This window comes from Streptomyces cyaneofuscatus (assembly GCF_000718135.1).
GTDB lineage: Bacteria > Actinomycetota > Actinomycetes > Streptomycetales > Streptomycetaceae > Streptomyces > Streptomyces cyaneofuscatus.
This window is the reverse complement of sequence record NZ_JOEM01000009.1, coordinates 177,371-198,596: the sequence shown is the minus strand read 5'-3', so window position 1 is coordinate 198,596 and position 21,226 is coordinate 177,371. Positions and strand designations below refer to the sequence as shown.

Sequence of the window (21,226 nt, the reverse complement as noted above, 5' to 3'; positions counted from 1 at the left end):
CCGGGCCCCGGGTGCCTAGGGGATGTCCGTGGCGCCCAGCGTGAACCACACCGCCGTCCCCGGCCCACCACCCGGCGCCGCCACCGGGCTCTCCAGCCACAGCCGCCCCCCGTGACGCTCCACGATCCGCTTGACCACGGCGAGGCCCACGCCCGAGCCGCCGCCCCGCTCCTCGCGGCGGTGCAGCCGGCGGAACAGCTGGAGGACGTCCTCGTGCTGGCCCGGCGGGATGCCGATGCCGTTGTCCCGTACGACGACGGCGACCGCCTCACCTCCGCCCGGCTCCGCCACCGGCACCGCCTCCACCCAGACCCGCCGCTCCCCCGTCCCCTCGTCCGCCGCGTACTTGGCCGCGTTGACGAACAGGTTCTCCAGCACCTCGCGCAGCCGCTCTCGGTCCGCCCGCACCCGGGGCAGCGGGGCCGGGCGCACCACCGTCACCCCCTGCTCCGCCAGCCGGCCCCCGGCCACGAGCAGCGCGTCGTCCACCACCTCGTCCAACGACAACTCCTCCCGCTCCAGCCCCACTTGGCCCAGGCGCGAGAAGTGCAGCAGGGAATCCAGCAGCCCGTCCATGCGCTCCGCGAGCCGGCGTACGGTGGTCAGACGGCGCAGTGAGGTGGCGTCCAGTACGGCACCGGCGTCCTCGACGATGAAGGCGGCCGCGTTCGAGATCCCCCGCAACGGCTCCTTCAGGTCGTGGGCCGCCGCGTGGGCGAAGGAGTCCAGGTCCTCGTTGGTCCGGGCGAGCTCGGTGTTCCGCGCCTCCAGCTCCGCCATCTGACGGCTGAGCAGGCCCGACATCTCCCGCCACAGCTCCCCGGCCACGACGCGCTGCGCGGGACTCCACGGCATGCTCCGTCCGCGTACGGTCGCCCGGTGGACGGCGGCGGAACCGCGCGGGGTCAGCCGCTCACCGCCCGGCCCCGTCCGCACCGGGCGCGCCGGATCGGCCGCCCACTCCCGGGGCGCGGGCTGCTCACGGCGCCACCACGCCAGCAGGTCGCCGTCCCGGTTGAAGGGGAGGAAGAGCAGGCCCGCCGGCACCCCCTGCGCCTCCGCCTCCGCAGCGTCGAGCCCCAGCACCTCCGGCACCCGGTCGCTGCTCCACACCTCGCCCACCGGACCCATGCCCGACAGCCGCTCCAGCAGCCCGGGGAGCGCGGCGGGGACCGGGTCACCCGTCGCCGCCACCTCCGCACCCCGTACGAGCAACGCACCGTCCGCGCGCAGGAGTTCGGCCATTCCGGAGCCAGGTCGCAGCAACGCGTCCGGCTCCTGCGAGCTGAGCCGGGCCAGCAGCGCGGCGAGCGCCCGCCGACGCCCGGACAGCTCGTCCGCCTGCTCGCGCTCGGCGACGGCCGCCAGTTGCAGGGACAGCGCGATCCCGAAGAACTCGCAGGCCGCCCGCACTTCGGGGGTCAGCCGGCGCGGCTCATCGCCGTGGCAGGCGATCAGCCCCCACAACTCGCCGTCATGCAGCAGCGATACGGACATGGACGAGGCCACACCGATGTTGCGCAGGTACTCCAGGTGGTAGCCGGAGACGGTACGGAGTATCGAGCCCGACAGGTCCAGCGGCTCCCCGGTCCCCTCCCGCAGCTCCGGCAGCAGCCCCACCGTCGCGTCGTCCACGTCCCCGATGACCCGGATCCAGTTGCGGGCGTAGAGGCGGCGGGCCTGCGGCGGGATGTCGCTGGCCGGGAACCACAGCCCCAGCCACGGCTCCCGCCCCTCGTTACGCACCTCCGCGATGACCTGGCCGGGTCCTTCGGCGCCGTCGAACCGGTACGCCACCACCCGGTCGTACCCGGTGAGCGCCTGGACCTCCCGTACGGCGGCCGCACAGCACTCGGTGACGTTGGTGGCGCCCTGAAGCCGGTGCAGGGCGCGCCGCACCCGGGGATAGAAGTTCCGGAACACGAACGGCCCGTCCGCGGCCCGTGGTTCGAACTCCAGCACCAGCAGCTCGGCGACCCGGTGGACGGTCACGTCGAAGAGCCGCATCCGCCCGTCGTCCGACTCCAGCGAGAGGGACAGCACACCGGAGGCGGCGGGCCCGTCCGGCGTCCCCTCTCCGGCGCCCACCACCTCCGCGCTCTCCCGCGCCAGCGCCCACTGCTCGTCCCCGACGAGCTCCGTGACCGGTCGCCCCACCAGCTCCCCGGCCGCCCGGCCCAGTACGTCGCCCGCGTTCCGGCTCACCGTGTCCACAACGGCGTCGTGCAGCCGGGCGGCGACCAGGGCCCCGTACGACTGGACGCCGCCGAGCAGGTGGATCGGCTCCCGCACGCACTGGGAGAGGTCGAACTCCTGGCTCACACCGGCCTCGGCCGCCACCGCTTTCGGGGAGAGCCACCCCCGTACGTCGTCGGACCCTCGTACGTCACCGGATCTGCCCACCTCGTCGGATCCCCGTACCTCGTCGGACACTGCCTTCTCTCCGTCCCGCCGCCCGTCGCCCCGCTCGCGTCTTCCTACCACCCGGCGCCTCAGGCCCCGCAGTGGGCGAGCACCGCGCGCGGCATGGTCCGGGTGATCTCGTCGCCGAGCCGCTCGAACTCCCGCCGCAGGAACGGGTCGGCGAGCCGGGCGACGCCCTTGAAGCGGATGTGCGCGTGGTACGTGATCCGGGTCGCGCCCTCACCCTCGGCGCGGAACGTGAGGTCGTCGGTGGAGTCCGCCGTCTTGTTGGTGCCGACGAAGACCAGCCGGTCCGGCTCCTTCACCTCCAGCCGGTACGTCAGCTCCGTACGACGCCCCCGGAACTCGGAGACGTTGTGCCAGGTGGCTCCCTGAACGACGGGGGCACCGGCCGGGCCGTCGGTCCGGTCGCACTCCTGCGTCCCCGGGTCCCACTCCTTCGCCCGGGAGAAATCGGCGAGATACGCGACGACCCGGTCCAGCGGGCACGCGACGGTGAACGAACGCCTGACGTCGACCACGATGACTCCTCGACTCCTCGTACGGATCCCACGGATCACACAGATCACGCGGTCACTGCGCCTGCCCGCTCCCATCCTCGCGCACACCCCCTCACCAGGCACTTTCTGCATGTGAAGAAAAACTAAGATTTATGGGTGCCGGTGGCGCGTAAGAAAAGCGATGCCGGGAACGCGAATAACCGGCGGACCTATCAATGAATTCATCGAGGATGAGCTGAATTGACCTTCGCGAAAGGGGCCACAATGAGCGAATCCCTGTGGGGCTACCAGCCGGCGAGCGGTCACACCGCGGGCATCGACCTCTCCGGATACACGGTGGAGGCGACCGACGGCAGCATCGGAAAGGTCGACAAGCACTCCGACGAGGCCGGCTCCGCCTATCTGCTCGTCGACACCGGGGTCTGGATCTTCGGCAAGGACGTCCTGCTCCCTGCGGGTACGGTCCGGCGCATCGACACCGAGGACCGCAAGGTCTACGTGGACCTCACCAAGGAGCAGGTCAAGGACTCGCCGGAGTTCGACCGCCACCGACAGGCCGAGGACCCGGGCTACCACGCACAGATCTCCGCGTACTACATGGCTTTCCGCATCATGTGATCCGCATCCGCGTACGCCGCCCCCGTCGGCGTGGCGTACGCCCCTGAACGGCGGCGGGCCCGACCCCGAGGAGGGGTCGGCCCCGCCGCCTCCAGGTGCGGCCACTCCCCTCAACGCGGCAGCTGCCCCTCCCGGTTGATCTCCGTCACCCGGGCCCGCAGCGCCACACCCGGCGGGGCCGGCCGCAGGACGTCCGGCGGACAGGACCACTCCGGCCCGCCGCCCGGCGGCCGCAACCGCACATCATCCCCGGCCCGGCCCATCACCCGGCCGACGCGCCCGTCCCGGCCGTCCACCGCGAACGACCCCGGCTCGGGCGTCCACCGCTCACGCGCATCACCCGTCAGCCCGTCACTCGTCAGCCCCTCACCGGCCCGCCCCGCGCCCGTCAGCCCGTCACCGGTCCGCCCCTCCCCCGTCAGCCCCTCGCTCCTCAGCCCCTCACCCGTCATGACCGCTCTCCTTCTCCGCCAGCACCTCGCACAGCCGCAACGCGGTGTCGATGTTGCAGCGGCCCAGGTCGACCAGTGGCGTCGGTTCGTTGCCCGCGCACGAGACGGGGTCGACCCGCAGCGAAGGCAGCGTCACGCCCAGACCGGCGAGCCCCGCCTTCAGCTGTTCCACCGTGTCCTCCGCCGCCCGCACCTTCTCCGCCGCCGCCCTGCGCCGCTCCGTCGCTTCCATGCTGCACACCTTTCACTCCGGGTAAGCGCAATGCCTACCCAGCGTGTCCAACGCGCGGCGGGCCCCTAGGAGGCGCCCACGAGTGAACCGGAGTCCATCCCACCGCCTCCGCACCGAATGGAAGCGCTCTCAACCCTGTGTCCAGCCCGGCGCTAGGCTGTAGACGATCCGGCGACGGCACAGGCCTCAGGCCCCAGGCCAGCACCACCCCGCGTGCCGCCGCCCCCGTCGACGAGGAGCGACCGCCTTGCCCGAGCAGTCCCCCGGGTCCCGGCCCACCCTGGAAGCCGTCGCGGCGCGTGCGGGGGTCTCCCGGGCCACCGCCTCGCGGGTCGTCAACGGCGGTGACGGAGTCCGCAAACCGCTGGTCGACAAGGTGCTCCAGGCGGTCGACGAGCTCGGCTACATCCCCAACCACGCGGCCCGGACCCTGGTCACCCGGCGGACCGGCGCGGTGGCCGTCGTCATCGCCGAGCCGGAGATACGGATCTTCTCGGACCCCTTCTTCTCCCAGCAGATCCGGGGCATCAGCAAGGAGCTGACCGCCCACGACACCCAGCTCGTCCTGCTGCTGGTGGAGGGGCCCGGCGACTTCGACCGGATCGCGCGCTATCTCTCCGGCGGCCACGTGGACGGCGCGCTCGCCTTCTCCCTCCACACCGACGACCCGCTGCCCGCGATCACCCGGCGGGCGGGGATCCCGACGGTGTACGGGGGCCGGCCCAGCTGGACCGCCGACCCCGGTGACCAGGCCGTTCCGTACGTGGACGCCGACAACCGGGGCGGCGCGCGGGTCGCCGTGCAGTATCTGCGGGACCTCGGGCGGGAGCGGATCGCGCACATCGGCGGGCCGCCAGACCAGACCTCCGCGATGGACCGCCTCGACGGCTACCGGGACGTCCTCATCGACGTGGACCCGACGCTCGTCGCCGAGGGCGGGTTCACCGTGGAGAGCGGGGCGCGGGCGATGGCCGAGCTGCTGGAGCGGCGGCCCGACCTGGACGCGGTCTTCGTCGCCAACGACCTGATGGCCTCGGGTGCGCTGCGGGTCCTGCGGGAGCGCGGCATCGCGGTGCCGGAGCAGGTGGCGATCGTCGGGTTCGACGACATGGACGGGGTGGCCGAGGAGACCGACCCGCCGCTGACCACGGTGAACCAGGACATCGAGGGCCAGGGCCGGCTGATGGCCCGGCTGCTGCTGCGCGGCCTGGACCGGGACCGTACGGGGAACGGCTCGGCGCCCGACTCGGTGATCACCCCGACGACGCTGGTCCGCCGCGCCTCGGCGTGACACCCGGCGCCCGATCACGGCAGCACCGGGTGCATGAGTACGGCGGGCCTCCGCCCTGAGGAGCCGGAGACCCGCCGCACCGATCGTGCCCGTACATCAGCGTCCTACGCGTACGGGATGCTCACCAGCACGCCTTACGCGTACGGGATCCGCAGCACCGCCGCGTCCGTGCCCGTCTGGACCTGGGACGTGCCGTTGCCCAGCGCGTTCCAGATCTCCAGGCGGACCGTGCCGTTCTTCAGTTCGCCCAGGCTGCCGGTGGTCGCCTGTGCGCCGACCGCCTGCGTGTACTCCTCCCACCCGCCCACCGGATCGGTGGCGAAGTAGCGGAAGGTCTCGGTGCGGTCGAAGGTGCCGTCGCCGGTCAGGTCGTAGCTGACCCGGACCTGCGGGGCGAGCCCGACCTTGGTGCCCGCGTCGACCCGGAGGCGGAACGCGGTGGCGGCCCCGGCGGAGACCTTGCCGTTGACGCGCTTCACCTCGTAGACGGTCGGGCGGTACGGGGTGCCGTCCCGGTTCACGCCGTCGGCGGAGGCGATGGTGTCGGCGCCCGCCGGGTCGGTGGTGGCGGTGGTGAGGACGCCGCCGGTCTTGAGGCGGAAGGTGTTGCCGGTGGAGGGGTTGCCCGGGTCGGGATCCGGGTCCGGGTCGCTGCCGCCGGGTCCCGTGCTGACGGCCTGCGAACGGGCCGGTACGGAGAGGGTCTTGCCGTCGGAGAAGGTCACCGTACGGGTGGCGGAGCTGTGGTTGTGGGCGGTGTAGGTGCGGGTGCCGTTCTTGGAGAAGACGGCGGAGGTCGGCAGGTCGCCGGTGACGGTCATGTCCGGGGCGCCGACCGTGTTGAGGGTGTTGATCCAGTGGTAGGTGTGTGCTTTGGACTCACCCTGCTCCGGCTCGTAATTCCCGTTGACACCATCGAACTTGGCTTTCGCCGACGTCGGGTCGGAGAGGGCCTCGAACTCCCAGAGCAGGTCGCGCCACTCCTGGGCAGGCCCGCCGTTCTCGCGCTCCATCTCGGCGATGTTCCGCTTGATGGCCGCCTTCTCACGGGCCAGGTGGAGTGAACCACCGGTCACGGGAAGGACGTTGATGCCGTGGATCTCCTCCGGGTTCGCCGTCCACCAGGTGGAGTAGGAGGCGCCGCTGCCCCAGACCATGCCGACCGTGCCGTACTTGTACGAGGCGGGGAAGACGGTGTCGTTGGCGTCGAACCAGTACTGGGTGATCGCCTCGGACTCGGTCGTCAGCAGGTAACTGCCGAGGTCACGCAGGGAGTTGTCACCCATGGCCGAACCCCACAGCACCAGCCCGGCGCTGAGGTTGATGGACTCGGACGAGGACTCCTGGTTGTTGCCCGCCGCGAAGCCCTGGTGGCCGGAGGCCCAGCTGTGGCCCGCGTAGACGTCGAAGCCGCGCAGGAAGGGGTAGGCCGAGTCGGTGCGGCTCGGGTTGGCGGTGTCGCGGATGAGGTGCTTGATCATCGTGCCCCAGGCCGAGCCGGCCGCCCAGGCCTGGTCGTACTGGGCGATGATCGCCGCCGCGTACACGTAGTAGCTGTAGTGGAAGTGGTGGTCGTTGAGCTCGGTGTCGCTGCCGTACGAGGCCGGGTACCCGGTGAGGGTCTTCCAGTCCTTGTCGTAGCTGAACTCACTGGCGCCGCCCGCCGTGAACCACTCCTGCAACCGGCCCTTCATCAGGCCGAGGAGCTTGTCGCGCGTGGCGGTCTGGCCGATCTGGTCGGCGACGGGCACCAGCTGGGCGAGCTTGCCGAGCGCCTTGCCGGTCCAGTAGGTGTCCCGGGCCCCGGAGAACGGGTCGGAGGCGTTGGCGACCTCGTTGAGGTAGCCGGTCAGCCGGGCCCGGTCGACGCCGTTGGAGACGGGCAGCGCGGGCACCACGCCCTGGTTCTTCTGGCTGGTGGTGAAGGTGGCGGACTCGCGCACCTTCATCGTGCCGCGCGGTGAGACGTACGTGTACGGGGTCAGCGCGTCGGTCGTATGCAGCCACTGGTGGCGGTAGAGCGCCTGGAGCGTGCCGCGCTCGGTGCCCTCGCGGGCCTCCGTGGTCAGGGAGTAGGTCGCCCGGACGTTGCCGCCCGTGCTCTGCCAGGCGACCTGGGAGCCGGTGACGAAGCTGAAGGCGTACTTGCGGTAGGTCGCGAGCGCGTCCGTGGAGGGCAGCACGGCGAGCGAGAAGTAGTCCTTGGAGCCGAGCCCGGCGGTGATCGTGGTGCCGGAGATGTTCCAGTCGGCGCCGGTCGGGGCGAAGAGGGCGTAGTGGTGCCCGGCGACCGTGATGCCGACGACGTTGCCCTGGTCGGAGAAGACGGTGGGCGTGGAGGCGGTCGTGACGCGGGCGTCGCCGCCGGACCCCTTGGCGTACACGAACGGCAGTCCGTGGCCGATGGTGGCCCGGAAGGTGCGGGAGCCGTCCGCCCAGTACGGGGTGACCGTCCAGTCGGACCAGGCGTCGGCCTTGGTGTCGGGCGAGTTCAGGCCGGTGAGGCCGACGGTGAGGTCGGCCTTGTGGGCGTACTCGTACTGCCGGCCGTCGCCGACGATCGCGGGCGTGGTCGGGTAGCCGACCTCCAGGCCGGAGGCCTTGGCCTGGTAGGTGAGCGGGTGCCCGTACATGGGGGTGGAGTACGGGTTGTCGCCGTAGCGCTGGAAGGCGAGCGAGGACCACCAGTCGTTGGTCGGGACCGGCTTGTCCCGGGCGGCGGTGGTGAGCTTGGGCGTGACGGGGGCGCCGGTGTTGGTGGTCGGGCCCTGGGTGCCGGCGGGGCGGGAGTCGGTGTAGCTGCCGGCGCCGGCGGGGATGGTGGCGGCGGCCGCGGGGGAGGCGGCGGGGCCCAGGGTGACGGCGGCCAGGGCGACGGCGAGGAGCGTGGCCGCGGCGGGTCTTGCCCCGGCACGGGAGGCGAGTCTGGAGAGGGAGGCTTGCACGAGCAGCACCTCGATCATGGTCATCATGGGGGGAGAGAGCGCCTTCGAGAGCGCTCTCAAGTGCCAAGGAACGTAAAACTCCTGAAACCTCAGTGTCAAGAGAACGCACACAGAAGGCAGTTGGGCGACCGCCGCACGTAACGCCAAGCTGTTATGCGTTCGAGTCTTGACGGGGCGGAGGTGGTGGGAGACGCTCCAGACGCAGGTTTTGAGAGCGCTCTCAAAGCGCTCGGTTCATCCCGAAGCCAAGGGAGGCTTCCCATGCCCATCGCCCGAGCCGCCAAGAGAGCCACCGTCCGCCTCGGCGCGGTCGTCCTCGCCGGGGCGCTCCTCGCCGCCTGTGGATCCGGATCCGGCGACTCGTCGGACACCTCCGACAGCGCGGGCGGGAAGGTCACGCTCACGGTCGACCTGTTCGGATCGTTCGGCTTCAAGGAGGCCGGACTCTACGACGAGTACCAGAAGCTCCACCCGAACGTGACGATCAAGCAGAGCGACACCCAGGACGAGGCGGACTACTGGAAGTCGCTCCAGACCCGCCTCGCGGGCGGCGGTGGTCTCGCGGACGTGCAAGGCGTGGAGGTCGGCCGCATCGCGTCGGTCACCCAGCAGCAGTCCGACAAGTTCCAGGACCTGAAGGAGTTCGGCGCCGACAAGCTCAAGGGCGAGTTCGCCGAGGCCAAGTGGTCGGCGGCGACCACGAAGGACGGCAAGGTCCTCGGCCTCGGCACGGACGTCGGCCCCGAGGCGATGTGCTACCGCACCGACCTCTTCAAGAAGGCCGGCCTCCCCACCGACCGCGAGGAGCTCGCGAAGAAGTGGTCCACGTGGGACGGCTACCTGGAGCTCGGCAAGGAGTACAAGAAGAAGGCCCCCGCCAAGAGCGCCTGGCTGGACAGCATCGGCTCGCTCTACGGGATCATGATCGGCCAGGAGGAGGAGCGGTACTACGACGCCTCCGGTGAGCTGATCTACGAGAAGAACCCGGCGGTGAAGACCGCCTGGGACACCTCCGTGAAGGCCGCCGAGGCGGACCTGAGCGCCAAGCTCGACCAGTGGTCCCCGCAGTGGAACCAGGCGTTCGCGGCCGGTTCGTTCGCCACGATCCCCTGCCCGGCCTGGATGCTCGGCTACATCAAGGGCCAGGCCGGTGACGGCGGCCAGGGCAAGTGGGACATCGCCAAGCTCCCCGGCGGGGCCGGCAACTGGGGCGGCTCGTACCTCTCCATCCCGCGTGCGGCCAAGCACAAGAAGGAGGCCTACGAGCTGATCGAGTGGCTGACCGCCCCCGAGCAGCAGGCGAAGGTCTTCCAGAAGCAGGGCAACTTCCCCTCCTCGACGGGCGCCATCGAGAAGATCGCGGACGCCGAGGACGACTACTTCTCCGGCGCCCCGATCGGCCAGATCTTCGGTGACGCGGCCAAGGAGTCCCCGGTGCAGGTGCTGGGTGTGCACGACCAGAACGTGATGCAGCAGCTGACGAACGCGCTGAGCGAGGTCGAGCGCAAGGGCGTCTCGTCGGACAAGGCGTGGGAGACGGCGAAGAAGGGCGTGGCGAACGTGATCGGCTGACGCCGGCGCGCTGCCTCTCCGCTCTTCCCTCTCCTCCCCTTCCTGCCTGGGGCCGGTCCACCCGTACGCACCACGGTGGCCCGGCCCCACCCCCGTACCCCTGCTCCCTGTTTCTCCGCTCCCGACCCCGAAGGGCCGCACCGTGTCCCTCACCGCCACCGCGAAGGCCGGGCCCCGCGGCCCCGCCTCCACCGGACCCGGGCCCGACGACGGCCGGGCAGCCACGCTCCGGCGTACCTGGCGCAAGGCGTCCCCGTACGCCTACATCGCCCCCTTCTTCACCCTCTTCCTCGCCTTCGGCCTCTTCCCGCTCCTCTACACGGCGTTCGTCTCCCTCTACCGGGTCGAACTCCAGACGAGCGGCGAGATGGAGTGGCGGGGCATCGCCAACTACACGGCGCTCTTCACCGACGAGTACTTCTGGATCTCGCTGCGCAACACGTTCACGATCGGCGTGCTGTCCACGGTCCCGCAGCTGGCGATGGCGCTCGGCCTCGCCCACCTGCTCAACTACAAGCTCCGCGGCCGGACGTTCATCCGGACCGCGATCCTTCTCCCCTACGCGACGTCCGTCGCCGCCGCCACGCTCGTCTTCGCTCAGCTCTTCGGCCGCGACTTCGGGCTGATCAACTACGTGATCGGCCTGGTCGGTTTCGACCCGGTGGACTGGCAGACGGGCACGGTCGCCTCGCAGATCGCGGTGTCGACGATCGTGATCTGGCGGTGGACGGGGTACAACGCGCTGATCTACCTGGCGGGCATGCAGTCGATCCCGCACGAGCTGTACGAGGCGGCGGAGATGGACGGGGCGTCGCGCTGGCGGCAGTTCGTCCACGTCACGCTCCCCGGCCTGCGCCCCACGATCATCTTCACGGTCATCATCTCGACCATCGGGGCGACCCAGCTCTTCGGTGAGCCGCTGCTGTTCGAGGGTTCGATCTCGGGTGGCATCTCGCACCAGTACCAGACCCTCGGCCTGTACATGTACGAGCAGGGCTGGGGCTTCTTCCACCTGGGCCGGGCCGCGGCCATCGCCTGGGTGATGTTCGTCCTGATCGTGGTGCTCGTCGGGGTCAACGCCCTGATCGCGCGCCGCCGCGCACGCAAGGAGGCCGGCCGATGACCGCGCTCGCCGCACCGCCGACGGCCCCGGAGACGGGCCGCCCGCCGCAGGACCCGCCGGGAAAGCGGGTACGGAAGGGGGGCGCGGGCCGGACGATGAAGGGCGGCTGGCTCTCGTACGTCATCCTCGGCTTCGCCCTGCTCATCTCGGCGTTCCCCTTCTACTGGACGATCGTCGCGGCCAGCCGCTCCAACGCGGACCTGGCGCAGGTGCCGCCGAGCCTGCTGCCGGGCCCGAACCTGATCAAGAACTTCGAACAGGTCCTCGAAGAGGCGGACATCGGCAAGGCGCTGCTGAACTCGCTGATCGTGTCGTCGTCGATCACGCTCGGCACGGTGCTGTGCTGCACGCTCGCCGGATTCGCCTTCGCCAAGCTGAAGTTCAGGGGCCGGGGCGCGCTGCTGACGCTGACGATCGGGACGATGATGATCCCGCCGCAGCTCGGCGTGATCCCGCTCTTCATGCTGATCGCCGAACTCCAGTGGGTGAACCAGCTCCAGGCGGTGATCCTGCCCGGTCTGGTGTCGGCCTTCGGTGTGTTCTTCATGCGCCAGTACCTGGTGCAGTCGCTGCCGGACGAGCTGATCGAGGCGGCCCGCGTCGACGGGGCGTCGACGGCCCGGATCTTCTGGTCGATCGTGATCCCGATCGCGCGGCCGGGGATGGCGGTGCTGGGGATGCTGACGTTCATGACGGCGTGGAACGACTTCTTCTGGCCGATCATCGCGCTGTCCTCGCAGGAGCCGACCGTGCAGGTCGCGCTGCGGCAGCTCGGCGGCGGTTACGTCAACGACCAGTCGGTGATCATGGCCGGCACGCTGCTCGGCACGCTGCCGGTGCTGCTGGTGTTCGGCCTGCTGGGCCGGCAGATCGTCGGCGGCATCATGCAGGGCGCGGTGAAGGGCTGACGCGCGCGCCCGCACCTCCCCTCTCCCTCCCTCCTCCCCTCACTTCTGGAGTGTCCGTCTCATGACAGCTCTCGATGCCCGCCCGGCGACCTCCACAGGCGCCCGCCCGGGAACCTCCCCCGGCGACCGCCCCGAGACGAGTACGGGGCTCCGCTTCCCTGCCGGATTCCGGTGGGGCACGGCCACCGCCGCGTACCAGATCGAGGGCGGGGCCACCGAGGACGGCCGTACGCCGTCCATCTGGGACACGTTCAGCCGCACCCCCGGCAAGGTCCGCAACGGCGACACCGGTGACATCGCCGCCGACCACCTGCACCGGATGCCGGACGACGTGAAGCTGATGCAGGAACTCGGCGTCACCGACTACCGGTTCTCCGTCTCCTGGCCCCGGGTCCAGCCGACGGGCCGGGGCCCGGCGGTGGAGCGCGGCCTGGACTTCTACCGCCGCCTGGTGGACGAGCTGCTGGGCGCCGGCATCAGACCGGTCGCGACGCTCTACCACTGGGACCTGCCGCAGGAGTTGGAGGACGCGGGCGGCTGGCCGGAGCGGGACACGGCGCACCGGTTCGCGGAGTACGCGGGCCTGGTGGCGGGGGCGCTGGGCGACCGGGTGTCGACGTGGACAACGCTCAACGAGCCCTGGTGCGGGGCGTTCCTCGGGTACGGGAACGGGGTCCATGCCCCCGGCCGCACCAGCGACCTCGCCGCACTGCGCGCCGCGCACCACTTCAACCTGGCGCACGGCGGCGCGACCCGGGTCCTGCGCGACCGCCTCCCGTCCACGGCCGAGGTCTCCCTCACCCTGAACCTCCACGCCCTGCGCCCCCTGACGGACACCGACGCGGACCGGGACGCGGTGCGCCGGATCGACGCGGTGGCGAACCGGATCTTCCTGGACCCGGTCTTCCACGGGCGGCTGCCCAAGGACCTGGTGGCGGACACGGCGGCGGTGACGGACTGGTCGTTCGTGAAGGACGGCGACCTGGAGGTCACCTCGACCCCGATCGACTCGCTGGGCATCAACTACTACTCCCCGAGCGTGGTTTCGGCCGGCTCGTCCGAGTCCCCCTCCCCCTGGGCGGGCGCCGAGCAGCACGTGGCGTTCACCCCGGCGGAGGGCCCGCGCACGGCGATGGACTGGCCGGTGGACGCGAACGGCCTGTACGAACTGCTGACCCGCCTGCGCGACGAACTCCCGGGCCTCCCGCTGCTGGTGACCGAGAACGGGGCGGCGTACGACGACTACGCGGACCCGGAGGGCCAGGTGCACGACCCGGAGCGGGTGGCGTACCTGGACGCGCACCTGGCGGCCGTACACCGGGCGATCGAGGAGGGGGTGGACGTCCGCGGGTACTTCCTGTGGTCGCTGCTGGACAACTTCGAGTGGGCGTACGGCTACAGCAAGCGGTTCGGCATCGTGCACGTGGACTTCGCGTCGCAGCGGCGGACGGTGAAGGACAGTGCGCGGTGGTACGCGGGGGTGATCGCGCGGGGCGGGCTGGAGCGGTGACGCCGGCCTCCGGCTGACGTCCGCTGCACACCGTTTCACGGGTTTCACGGGCTTCAGGGGCTTCAGGGGCTCGGGGCACACGCTCCGGGCCCCTCGGCATGCCTCGGGTCGGGGGCGGGCGCGAGGGCGGGCGCGGCGACGAAGACACCAGCGGCCGATGTCCGATGCATCCCGGAATGGACCGGAGCACTTTCGGCCGTCTGAACCACCGGGGTCGCCCACCGGACCGGCGTGCCGGAGAACGGGCCCCGCACCTTCCCCGTACGAAGCCCCTGCCCACCGTACGATCCGCAGGCCCCGTACCTCCGCCCGCGGCCCCGATGCAACATGGCGCGAATGTGCCGGCTCCCGTGGGCGCCGAGGGACAAGACCCTTGACGACCTCCCGACCCTCGTCCGTATGGTCTAGACCAAGCAGCGAGGGCAGGCGGCCGGCCACGTCCATCACGTACCGGACCCGCCCCCACCCCCAGGGCCTCCCCCTTCCCTCCGCGAGATGGCCGAGGTTGCCCGCCGAGCCGCGCGGGCCGTCCGTGCACGTTTTCCCACCCCCACAGACACATCGGGAGATCGCACATGAGCAGCAGCACCGTAGAGCCGACCCTGCCCCCGCCCGACCGCACCACCCCCGAACCCCCGCCGCGCGAGGCCGACTTGGCCCGCCCCCATCACCACCCCCACCCCGCAGCCGGCCGAAGGCCCCTGCGCCGGCTGTCCGAACTCGCCGGCCTGGTCGACGTGCACGCCCTGGCCCTGCTGAGGGCGACGGTCGGCATCGTCTTCGTCGGTTTCGGCGTACTGAAGCTGTTCCCCTCGGCCAGCCCGGCGGAGCAGCTGGCGGTGGACGCGGCGACGAAGATGACGCTGGGCCTGGTGCCGGAGACGGTGCTGTTGTTGTCCCTCGCGGCACTGGAGACGGCCATCGGGATCGGCCTGATCGTCGGCCGCCGCCTGCTGCGCCCCGCCCTCGTCGCGTTCTTCCTCCACATGGGCGGCGTGTTCTCGACCCTCGTCCTGCTCCCCGACGCGATGTGGCAGCCCCACTCCCCCGCCCCGACCATGGAGGGGCAGTACGTCGTCAAGAACGTGGTCCTGGTGGCGGTGTGCCTGGTGGTGGCCGCGAACGAATGGGGACGGCACCCCCGGCCACGACGTACGGCAGGGTGAGCGGCACGGGCGTCAGCCGATGTGGGCCGGCACCTCGGCGAGCTGGTCCGGGGCGGCGGCGGGACGGGGGCCACGGAGCATGGTCGCGGCGATGACCGCGGCGACCACCAGGGTGACGGCGGTGGCGAGGAAGACCGCGGAGTGGCCCTCGGTGAGGGCGGCGACGCGGCCCTCCCCGCCGGCGGCGGAGCGTTCGACGGCCCCGAGGTAGACCGTGGTGAACACCGACAGACCGACGCAACCGCCGATCTGCATCGCGGAGTTGACGAGGGCCGAGGCCGCACCGGCGTCGTGGTGGTCGACGCCGACGAGAGCGACGTTCTGTACGGGGATGATGACGAAGGCGATCCCGATGCCGACGACGACCAGACCGCCGAAGACCTCGGTCCAGTAGCTCCCGTCGGCGGTGATGAAGGTCAGCCACAGCATCCCGGCCGCGGCGATCAACGGCCCCCCGGTCATCAGGACACGCGGGCCCCGGGTGGGCAGCAGCCGGGCGGCCACGGGTGCGGTGATCATGGTGGCGAAGGTCATCGCGAGGCTCGCGAGCCCGGCCAGGAGCGGGGAGAGGCCGAGCACGATCTGCAGGTGGAACATCAGGTAGAGGGTCATCCCGATGTAGACCGCACCGATGGCCGCCTGGATCAGGAACGCCCCGGCGCGGGCGCGGTCCCGCACGACCCGCAACGGCAGCAGCGGCTGCGCGGCCCGGGCCTCGATCCACACGAAGACCGCGAGCAGCACCAGGCCGGCGGCGAGGAAGCCGAGAGTGTCCGGCTCGGTCCACCCGGTCTCGGCGAGGGTGAACCCGTAGACCAGGGCGGCCAGACCGAGGGTGACGGCCAGGGTGCCCCAGACGTCGTACCCGTTGCCGCCCTCGACCCGGCTCTCGGAGACGAACAGCAGCGCGCCGACCAGGCCGACGACGGCGAAGACGATGTTGACCAGGAGGCACCACCGCCAGTCGGCGAACTCGGTCAGGACGCCGCCCAGGGCCAGGCCCACCGCGGCACCGGTGCCGGCGACCGTACCGAAGACCGCGAACGCCGTTCCGCGCTCGCGCCCGGCCGGGAAGGTGACCGTCAGCAGGGCGAGCGCCGCGGGCGCCAGCAGCGCCGCGAACACGCCCTGCAGACCGCGCGCCGCGATCAGCTCGGTGCCGCTCTGGGCGAGGCCGCCCCACACGGAGGCGAGGCCGAACCCGAGCATCCCGACCATGTAACTGCGCTTGCGCCCCCAGTAGTCGGCGATGCGCCCGCCGAGCAGCAGCAGCGCGCCGAACGCCAGGACGTACGCGGTGATGACCCACTGCCGCTCGGTGTCGCTCAGCTCCAGTTCGCGCTGGGCCTGGGGCAGGGCCACGTTGACGATGGTCGCGTCGAGCACGACCACCAGCTGCGTCAGGGCGATCACGGCCAGCGCCCACCAGCGACGGGGGTCGGGTGCTGTGGGCTGGGCAGGCAGGAGGACAGACACGAAAGAAACCTCCGGGGTTCTGTGTCACGAGCGCCGGAGGTTTCCAGCCTCGGACCAGACACCGGATGCCGGGCCTGACCACCTCGGCCAAGGGGCCGAGCAGATCCACCCATCGTAACCACCGGTCTCGACCTGGTCCGCGCCACGGGGAGGGGTGATCCGCCTCACAACGGAACCTCCCCGGGGGCGGCAGGCCTGAACTGCCGCCCCTCACTGCCTAGTTGTTGCGCGCCTGGAGAGCCTGGATGGCGGCGAGGAGGGCGCGGACCAGGATGTCCCTGCTGGCCTTGGCGGTCTCCACGACCCCGGTGTCCACCCCCTTGAGCGGGTCCTTCCGGGCCGCGCTGTCGATGGCCTTGGCGCCGATGGGGTTCGCGGGGAGGGGCAGGGGCACCTTGGACAGGTTCTCCATGGTGAGTCCGGCGAAGACGAGTCCCTCCAGGGTCCTGGAGACGGCGGCATCCGTGATGCCGTACGCCCTCTCGACGCGCTTCGTCCACTCCTGGGGCCTGGCGTGGGTCTGGGCGAGCGCGAAGAGCTGCTGGATGGTGTCGTTGGTGACCGGCGCACCCGTGGGATGCGACCCGACGTTCTGGCCGACGCGGCTCATGTCGGTGGAGATGGCGAACCGCGGGTCGAAGTCGCCCTTCACGCCGCCGTACCGGTTCTTGTACAGCGAGTCCACGAGGTGCTGGCCCTCCTCCGCCCCGCTGCCGAAGGTGACGCCGGGTTCCAGGTCGTCGTAGTCCTCGTGCACCTTCACGAAGGTGCTGGGTTCGGGGTAGTAGACCAGGTTGGGTTCCACCTGGGCCATGGCCTTGCGGACGGCGAGGTCCACCTGGCTCGCGTGCCAGATCAGGATGTCGTTGTCGCCGGTCCTGCTGCCGGGGGGCGAGGTGTAGCCGCCGCTGAAGACGTCCAGTTCGCCTGATTCCAGGTGCTCGGCGGCGGCCGAGAACAGGGGCCCCGCTTCCGTGTCGAAGGAGGCGGTGTCGGAGTCGCTGGTGTGCAGATAGACGTGCTGCCTGCCGGCCCCGCGCAGCCCGGCGATCATGGCGGTGGTCTCCGGGGAGCGCATGATCCGGTCCCTGATCTCGCCGTACGGGATGGTCCGCTGGTTCGTCTCCTGGGCGTCGGTGGCGTGGTTGGCCCAGGTGAACCCGATGACCGCGACCCGGAACCGGTTCGCGCCCCAGGCGCCGAGGAAGGCGGCGGTCTTCTGGCTCAGCAGGGTCTGCGCGGCGTTCGCCTCCGCCTGGTTCCGGATCCGGATGTTGACGCCGATGACCAGCGCGAAGCGCTCGGCCGGTGCCGTACCTCCGGCGAAGCCCTCCTCGTACTTCTGCGCGACGTCCATGAGGTTCAAGCTCTGGCTGAGGACGACGGGGACGATGGCGACGGTGCCCACGCCCTCGGGCTCGGCACCGGCCACGGCCTGCCCGAAGGTGCCGGTGGTGCCGCCGCCGTTCAGACCGTTGAGCTCGGCGGCCCGCTGCACGGCCGCGACGCCCGGAGCCGGTGCGGACGCCCGCGCCCGCTGAACCGGTGCGGACGGCCGCGCCCGCTGAACCGGTGCGGGCGCCTCGGGCGCGGCGCTCCTCATGACCCGGGTCGCGTTGGCCTCGGCCTCGCGCTCGAAGCGGTCGGAGGGGTCGGACACCTGGAGACCGGCCGAGTTGACGGTCCCGGCGACAGGCCCGGAACGCTGCTGGATGACATGGGTCAGCTCATGGGCCAGGGTGTGCCGGTCCCCTCCCCCGTCACCGATGACGACGTGGCTGCCGCTGGTGTAGGCGCGGGCACCGACCTCGGCGGCGGAGGCCCGGGCCGCGCTGTCGTTGTGGATGCGCACATCGGAGAAGTCGGCCCCGAGCCGGGCCTCCATGTCACCACGGGTGGCGTCGTCGAGAGGCCGCCCAGACGTACGCAGCACGTCATGCACGGCGGACCGCTGCACGACACCACCCCCGCCCCCGCTCCTGCCCGCGCCCCCGTGCCCGCACCCCGTGCCGTGCCGATCCCCCTCCTGATCCACGGCGCCCTCGGACTCGCGCAGCATCTGGAGGACGGCCGCATTGCCGACGGTGGCCTGCAGCCCCATGAGGCCGTACGGCGCCGGCGCCCCGCCCTCCACCCCAGGAGCGCGGGAGGGGGTACGGGGGGCGGACTCGGCCCGTACGGTTCGGTCGTTCTCCTGGGCGTGCACAGCGGGCCTTCCCTGCGTAGAGGTAGCAATCCTTCCTGGATACGCGGTGATCGCCCGCGGAGCCAGGAACCTGAGGGCAGACAGAGGTGCCCGGACGGGCAGTACGGGGACGGCCCCGCGAGCGGGCCGACGGGCCGGCCTCCACCTCACCGCGCGGCGGCCCCTGCGTACGAGCTGAAGCAGTAGGGGCGCGGGACGGGGCACCGGGCCCGGCAGCAACCCCGGATATGAACCGGCGGCCCCCGCACCTGCGGGCGCAGGGCCACGAGCGGGAGCCGACGGGCACGCGGCCCGAGCACCCCGCCCTGCCGTCCTCTGCTCCCCTGCTCCCCTGCCCTCCTCGTCCCGCAATCCCCCACACGAAGTACCCAGACCCACAGGAGTGATCGAACGCAGCATCACGGCGCGGGTCACCCAGCCACACCAAGGGAACGACCCGGACATGCGAAATCCTGTTCCAGATATCGCCCGCCACCACCCGTGACGGCGACAGGAACACCCCCGTTACCCGATCACCTGTCCGCATCTGGCCACGAGGGGCACTCATGCACCGCTTACGCCGTCATGCGCTCGTTCACCCTGCGTTCGAAAAGGCCGCCGACCACTCCGGAGGCCCCGCCTCCGGAGCCCGACCGGAGACGAGGCACTCGGCATGACCGAATCCGCCCGCCCCGACGAACCGACCACGGCACCGAAGGACACCATTCCGGGGCCGCGCACCGAGCCCCTGCCGCCCCCGCCCGCCACCGTCGCGGCCGGCCCCCAGGACGACAACCTGACCGACGAACTGGAGGAGGCGTACTGGTCGGTCCACGACGGCGCGGCCGCCGACGCCACCGTGGCCCAGGTCCTCACCCGCCTCCCCCGGATCACCGCCCTGATCGGCCGCCTCGCCTGGCAGGCCGACCGGCGCGCCACGCTGTGCGTCGTCGTGTGCCAGCTGGCCTCCGCGGCGATGAGCGCGCTCGGCCTGATCGCCGGAATCGCGGTGCTCCAGCACCTGTTCGCCGAGGGCCCCACCCCCGACCGCGTACGCGCGTCCGTCCCCCAACTCCTCCTGGTCATCGCCCTCCTGGGCGCCCGAGCGGGCCTCGAATCCGGGGTCGCGGTCGCCCAGGCCCGCGTCACCCCGAAGATCCGCACGGCCCTGGAGTGCGACTTCCTGCATCTCACCGCGCACGTACGGCTGGAGGCGGTCGAGGACGCCGGCTGGCACGACGAGGTCCACCGCGCCAACGACCGCGGGCTCTTCTACGCACGCCAGATCGTCGGCCAGGTGGTCTCCCTCGCCTCCGCCGCCCTGGCCCTCGTCGGAACGGCCGGGGTGCTCGGCATCCTGCACCCCGCGCTCCTGCCCCTCCTCCTGCTGTCCGTACTGCCGGTCGGCTTCGCGGCCGTACGCAGCGCCCGCGCCCGGTTCGCGTCGTTCAAGCGGTGGAACGCGCTGCAACGCCGCGTACGGGTCTTCTCCTGGCTCCTTCTCGACGTCGACGCGGCGGCCGAACTCCGCTCGGACACCGCGCAAGGCGCCCTGCTGGAGGAACACCGCCGCCTGACCCTCAAGATCGCGGCCGAGGACACCCGGCTGGGCGTGCACGCGGCCCTGCTCAACCTGGCCGGCCGAGCGGTCGGGGGCCTCGGCACCGGCATCACGTACGCCGCGCTGGCCGCCATGCTGATCGCCGGATGGCTCCCGCTCGCCGCCGGAGCGGGCGCGGTGCTCGCGATCCAGTCGGGCCAGGTAGCGCTCACCCGTCTCGTAGAGGTCGCCCATCTCGTCTACGAGCACGCGCTATGGGTCTCCGACCTCCTCACCGTCCAGGAGCGCAGCCGCCAACTCCTGCCGACCCAGGCAGCCTTGCAGGCCCCCTCCACCGTCGGCCGGATCACGCTGGACGACGTCCACTTCACGTACCCCGGCAAGGAGACGGCGGCCCTCAACGGGATCAGCATGACCCTGACCGCCGGCCAGAAGATCGCCTTCGTCGGCCTGAACGGCTCGGGCAAGTCGACCTGCGCCAAGCTGCTGGCCGGCCTGTACGAGCCGGAGTGCGGCAGCGTCCGCTGGGACGGCACCGACGTACGGGAGATGGACGCCCAGTCCCTGCACCGGCAGGTAGCCTGCGTCCTCCAGGAACCGGTTCGCTTCCCCTTCAGCGCCCTGTCCAACATCACCGCCGCCACCGGCACCCTCACCCAGGCCGACCCCGCCCGTACCCTGGCCGCGGCCCGGGCCTCCGGCGCCGACGCGGTGATCGCCTCACTCCCCGATACCTGGGAAACACTCCTCTCGAAGCGCTTCAAGGGCGGCCAGCAGCTGTCGGGCGGCCAGTGGGCGAAGATCGCGGTGGCCCGGGGCCTGTACAAGAACGCCCCACTGCTCCTCCTCGACGAGCCGACGGCGAGCATGGACCCGCCCTCCGAACACGCCGTCTATGAGGCGGTGTTGCGCGGCCGGCTGCGCGAGGACCAGATCACGGTCCTGATCTCCCACCGCCTGGCCAGCGTGGTCGACTGCGACACGATCTACGCCTTCGACGAGGGCCGCATCACGGAGTCGGGCTCTCATGAAGAGCTGATGGCGCTGGAGGGCGGCGCGTACGCGGCGATGTTCACACTGCAGGCGGGCGGCTACCGGGCACGGTCGTCCCCACCCCTGGACAAGCCGTTGACACCTTCCTAGCCGGCGTGCGGGGACCTTCGCGTGATGGCGTGGCCCCTCCCCCACGCCATTGCGAAGGGGTCTCCGCACGAGCCCGGCCTCAGGAGCGGGGTCACGGCCCCATGACACCGGAACCCCGTT

The 21,226-nt window shown here is 71.4% G+C and carries 15 protein-coding genes; 8 read left to right on the top strand and 7 right to left on the bottom strand.

What is annotated here, in order from left to right:
• Nucleotides 1-15 precede the first annotated feature (15 nt).
• On the bottom strand, nucleotides 16-2,403 hold the full coding sequence (locus tag IF17_RS0117365) for an ATP-binding protein (protein WP_051884050.1): 2,388 nt from the start codon (nucleotides 2,401-2,403) through the stop codon (nucleotides 16-18).
• An 89-nt stretch (nucleotides 2,404-2,492) separates the two neighbouring features.
• On the bottom strand, nucleotides 2,493-2,945 hold the full coding sequence (locus IF17_RS0117360) for an SRPBCC family protein (RefSeq protein WP_030566902.1): 453 nt from the start codon (nucleotides 2,943-2,945) through the stop codon (nucleotides 2,493-2,495).
• Between the two features lie 243 nt (nucleotides 2,946-3,188).
• Between IF17_RS0117360 and IF17_RS0117355 the strand changes: the two genes are divergently transcribed.
• A complete protein-coding gene (locus IF17_RS0117355) occupies nucleotides 3,189-3,542 on the top strand; it encodes a PRC-barrel domain-containing protein (RefSeq protein ID WP_030566900.1) in 354 nt (117 codons plus the stop codon).
• A gap of 110 nt (nucleotides 3,543-3,652) precedes the next feature.
• Here IF17_RS0117355 and IF17_RS0117350 read toward each other — a convergent pair whose 3' ends face one another.
• Together IF17_RS0117350 and IF17_RS0117345 are read right to left on the bottom strand one after the other, a co-directional pair.
• Entirely contained in the window at nucleotides 3,653-3,889 is a 237-nt protein-coding gene (locus IF17_RS0117350; protein ID WP_030566898.1) for a hypothetical protein, read from the bottom strand.
• A gap of 94 nt (nucleotides 3,890-3,983) precedes the next feature.
• A complete protein-coding gene (locus tag IF17_RS0117345) occupies nucleotides 3,984-4,226 on the bottom strand; it encodes a hypothetical protein (protein WP_030566896.1) in 243 nt (80 codons plus the stop codon).
• A 247-nt stretch (nucleotides 4,227-4,473) separates the two neighbouring features.
• Between IF17_RS0117345 and IF17_RS0117340 the strand changes: the two genes are divergently transcribed.
• Nucleotides 4,474-5,517 (top strand): LacI family DNA-binding transcriptional regulator, encoded by a 1,044-nt coding sequence (locus IF17_RS0117340; protein WP_018510991.1) that lies wholly within the window; start codon nucleotides 4,474-4,476, stop codon nucleotides 5,515-5,517.
• A 134-nt stretch (nucleotides 5,518-5,651) separates the two neighbouring features.
• Here IF17_RS0117340 and IF17_RS0117335 read toward each other — a convergent pair whose 3' ends face one another.
• Nucleotides 5,652-8,480: a glycosyl hydrolase gene (locus tag IF17_RS0117335; protein WP_030566894.1), complete on the bottom strand. Its 2,829-nt coding sequence runs from the start codon at nucleotides 8,478-8,480 to the stop codon at nucleotides 5,652-5,654.
• Between the two features lie 243 nt (nucleotides 8,481-8,723).
• Here IF17_RS0117335 and IF17_RS0117330 point away from each other — a divergent pair, with 243 nt between their 5' ends.
• The 5 genes from IF17_RS0117330 (at nucleotide 8,724) to IF17_RS0117310 (ending at nucleotide 14,741) form a co-directional block, all read left to right on the top strand.
• Nucleotides 8,724-10,034: an ABC transporter substrate-binding protein gene (locus IF17_RS0117330; protein ID WP_030566893.1), complete on the top strand. Its 1,311-nt coding sequence runs from the start codon at nucleotides 8,724-8,726 to the stop codon at nucleotides 10,032-10,034.
• 142 nt (nucleotides 10,035-10,176) lie between these two features.
• Nucleotides 10,177-11,157: a carbohydrate ABC transporter permease gene (locus IF17_RS0117325; RefSeq protein WP_030566890.1), complete on the top strand. Its 981-nt coding sequence runs from the start codon at nucleotides 10,177-10,179 to the stop codon at nucleotides 11,155-11,157.
• Nucleotides 11,154-12,065, top strand: coding sequence for a carbohydrate ABC transporter permease (locus IF17_RS0117320; protein ID WP_030566888.1), 912 nt, complete (start codon nucleotides 11,154-11,156; stop codon nucleotides 12,063-12,065). The genes IF17_RS0117325 and IF17_RS0117320 overlap by 4 nt, the downstream gene beginning before the upstream one ends.
• A gap of 61 nt (nucleotides 12,066-12,126) precedes the next feature.
• Entirely contained in the window at nucleotides 12,127-13,575 is a 1,449-nt protein-coding gene (locus tag IF17_RS0117315) for a GH1 family beta-glucosidase (protein ID WP_030566886.1), read from the top strand.
• A gap of 575 nt (nucleotides 13,576-14,150) precedes the next feature.
• Nucleotides 14,151-14,741 carry a DoxX family protein gene (locus IF17_RS0117310; RefSeq protein ID WP_030566884.1) on the top strand — a complete coding sequence of 197 codons (591 nt, stop codon included), beginning with the start codon at nucleotides 14,151-14,153 and terminating at the stop codon, nucleotides 14,739-14,741.
• A 12-nt stretch (nucleotides 14,742-14,753) separates the two neighbouring features.
• Here IF17_RS0117310 and IF17_RS0117305 read toward each other — a convergent pair whose 3' ends face one another.
• Nucleotides 14,754-16,217, bottom strand: coding sequence for an MFS transporter (locus tag IF17_RS0117305; protein ID WP_237667153.1), 1,464 nt, complete (start codon nucleotides 16,215-16,217; stop codon nucleotides 14,754-14,756).
• A gap of 217 nt (nucleotides 16,218-16,434) precedes the next feature.
• Complete coding sequence (locus IF17_RS1000000139475; protein ID WP_063830231.1) at nucleotides 16,435-18,423, bottom strand: eCIS core domain-containing protein; 1,989 nt, start codon at nucleotides 18,421-18,423, stop codon at nucleotides 16,435-16,437.
• A 652-nt stretch (nucleotides 18,424-19,075) separates the two neighbouring features.
• On the opposite strand from IF17_RS1000000139475, the gene IF17_RS0117295 reads away from it, so the two are divergent.
• Complete coding sequence (locus IF17_RS0117295) at nucleotides 19,076-21,106, top strand: ABC transporter ATP-binding protein (RefSeq protein WP_051884034.1); 2,031 nt, start codon at nucleotides 19,076-19,078, stop codon at nucleotides 21,104-21,106.
• Nucleotides 21,107-21,226 lie beyond the last annotated feature (120 nt).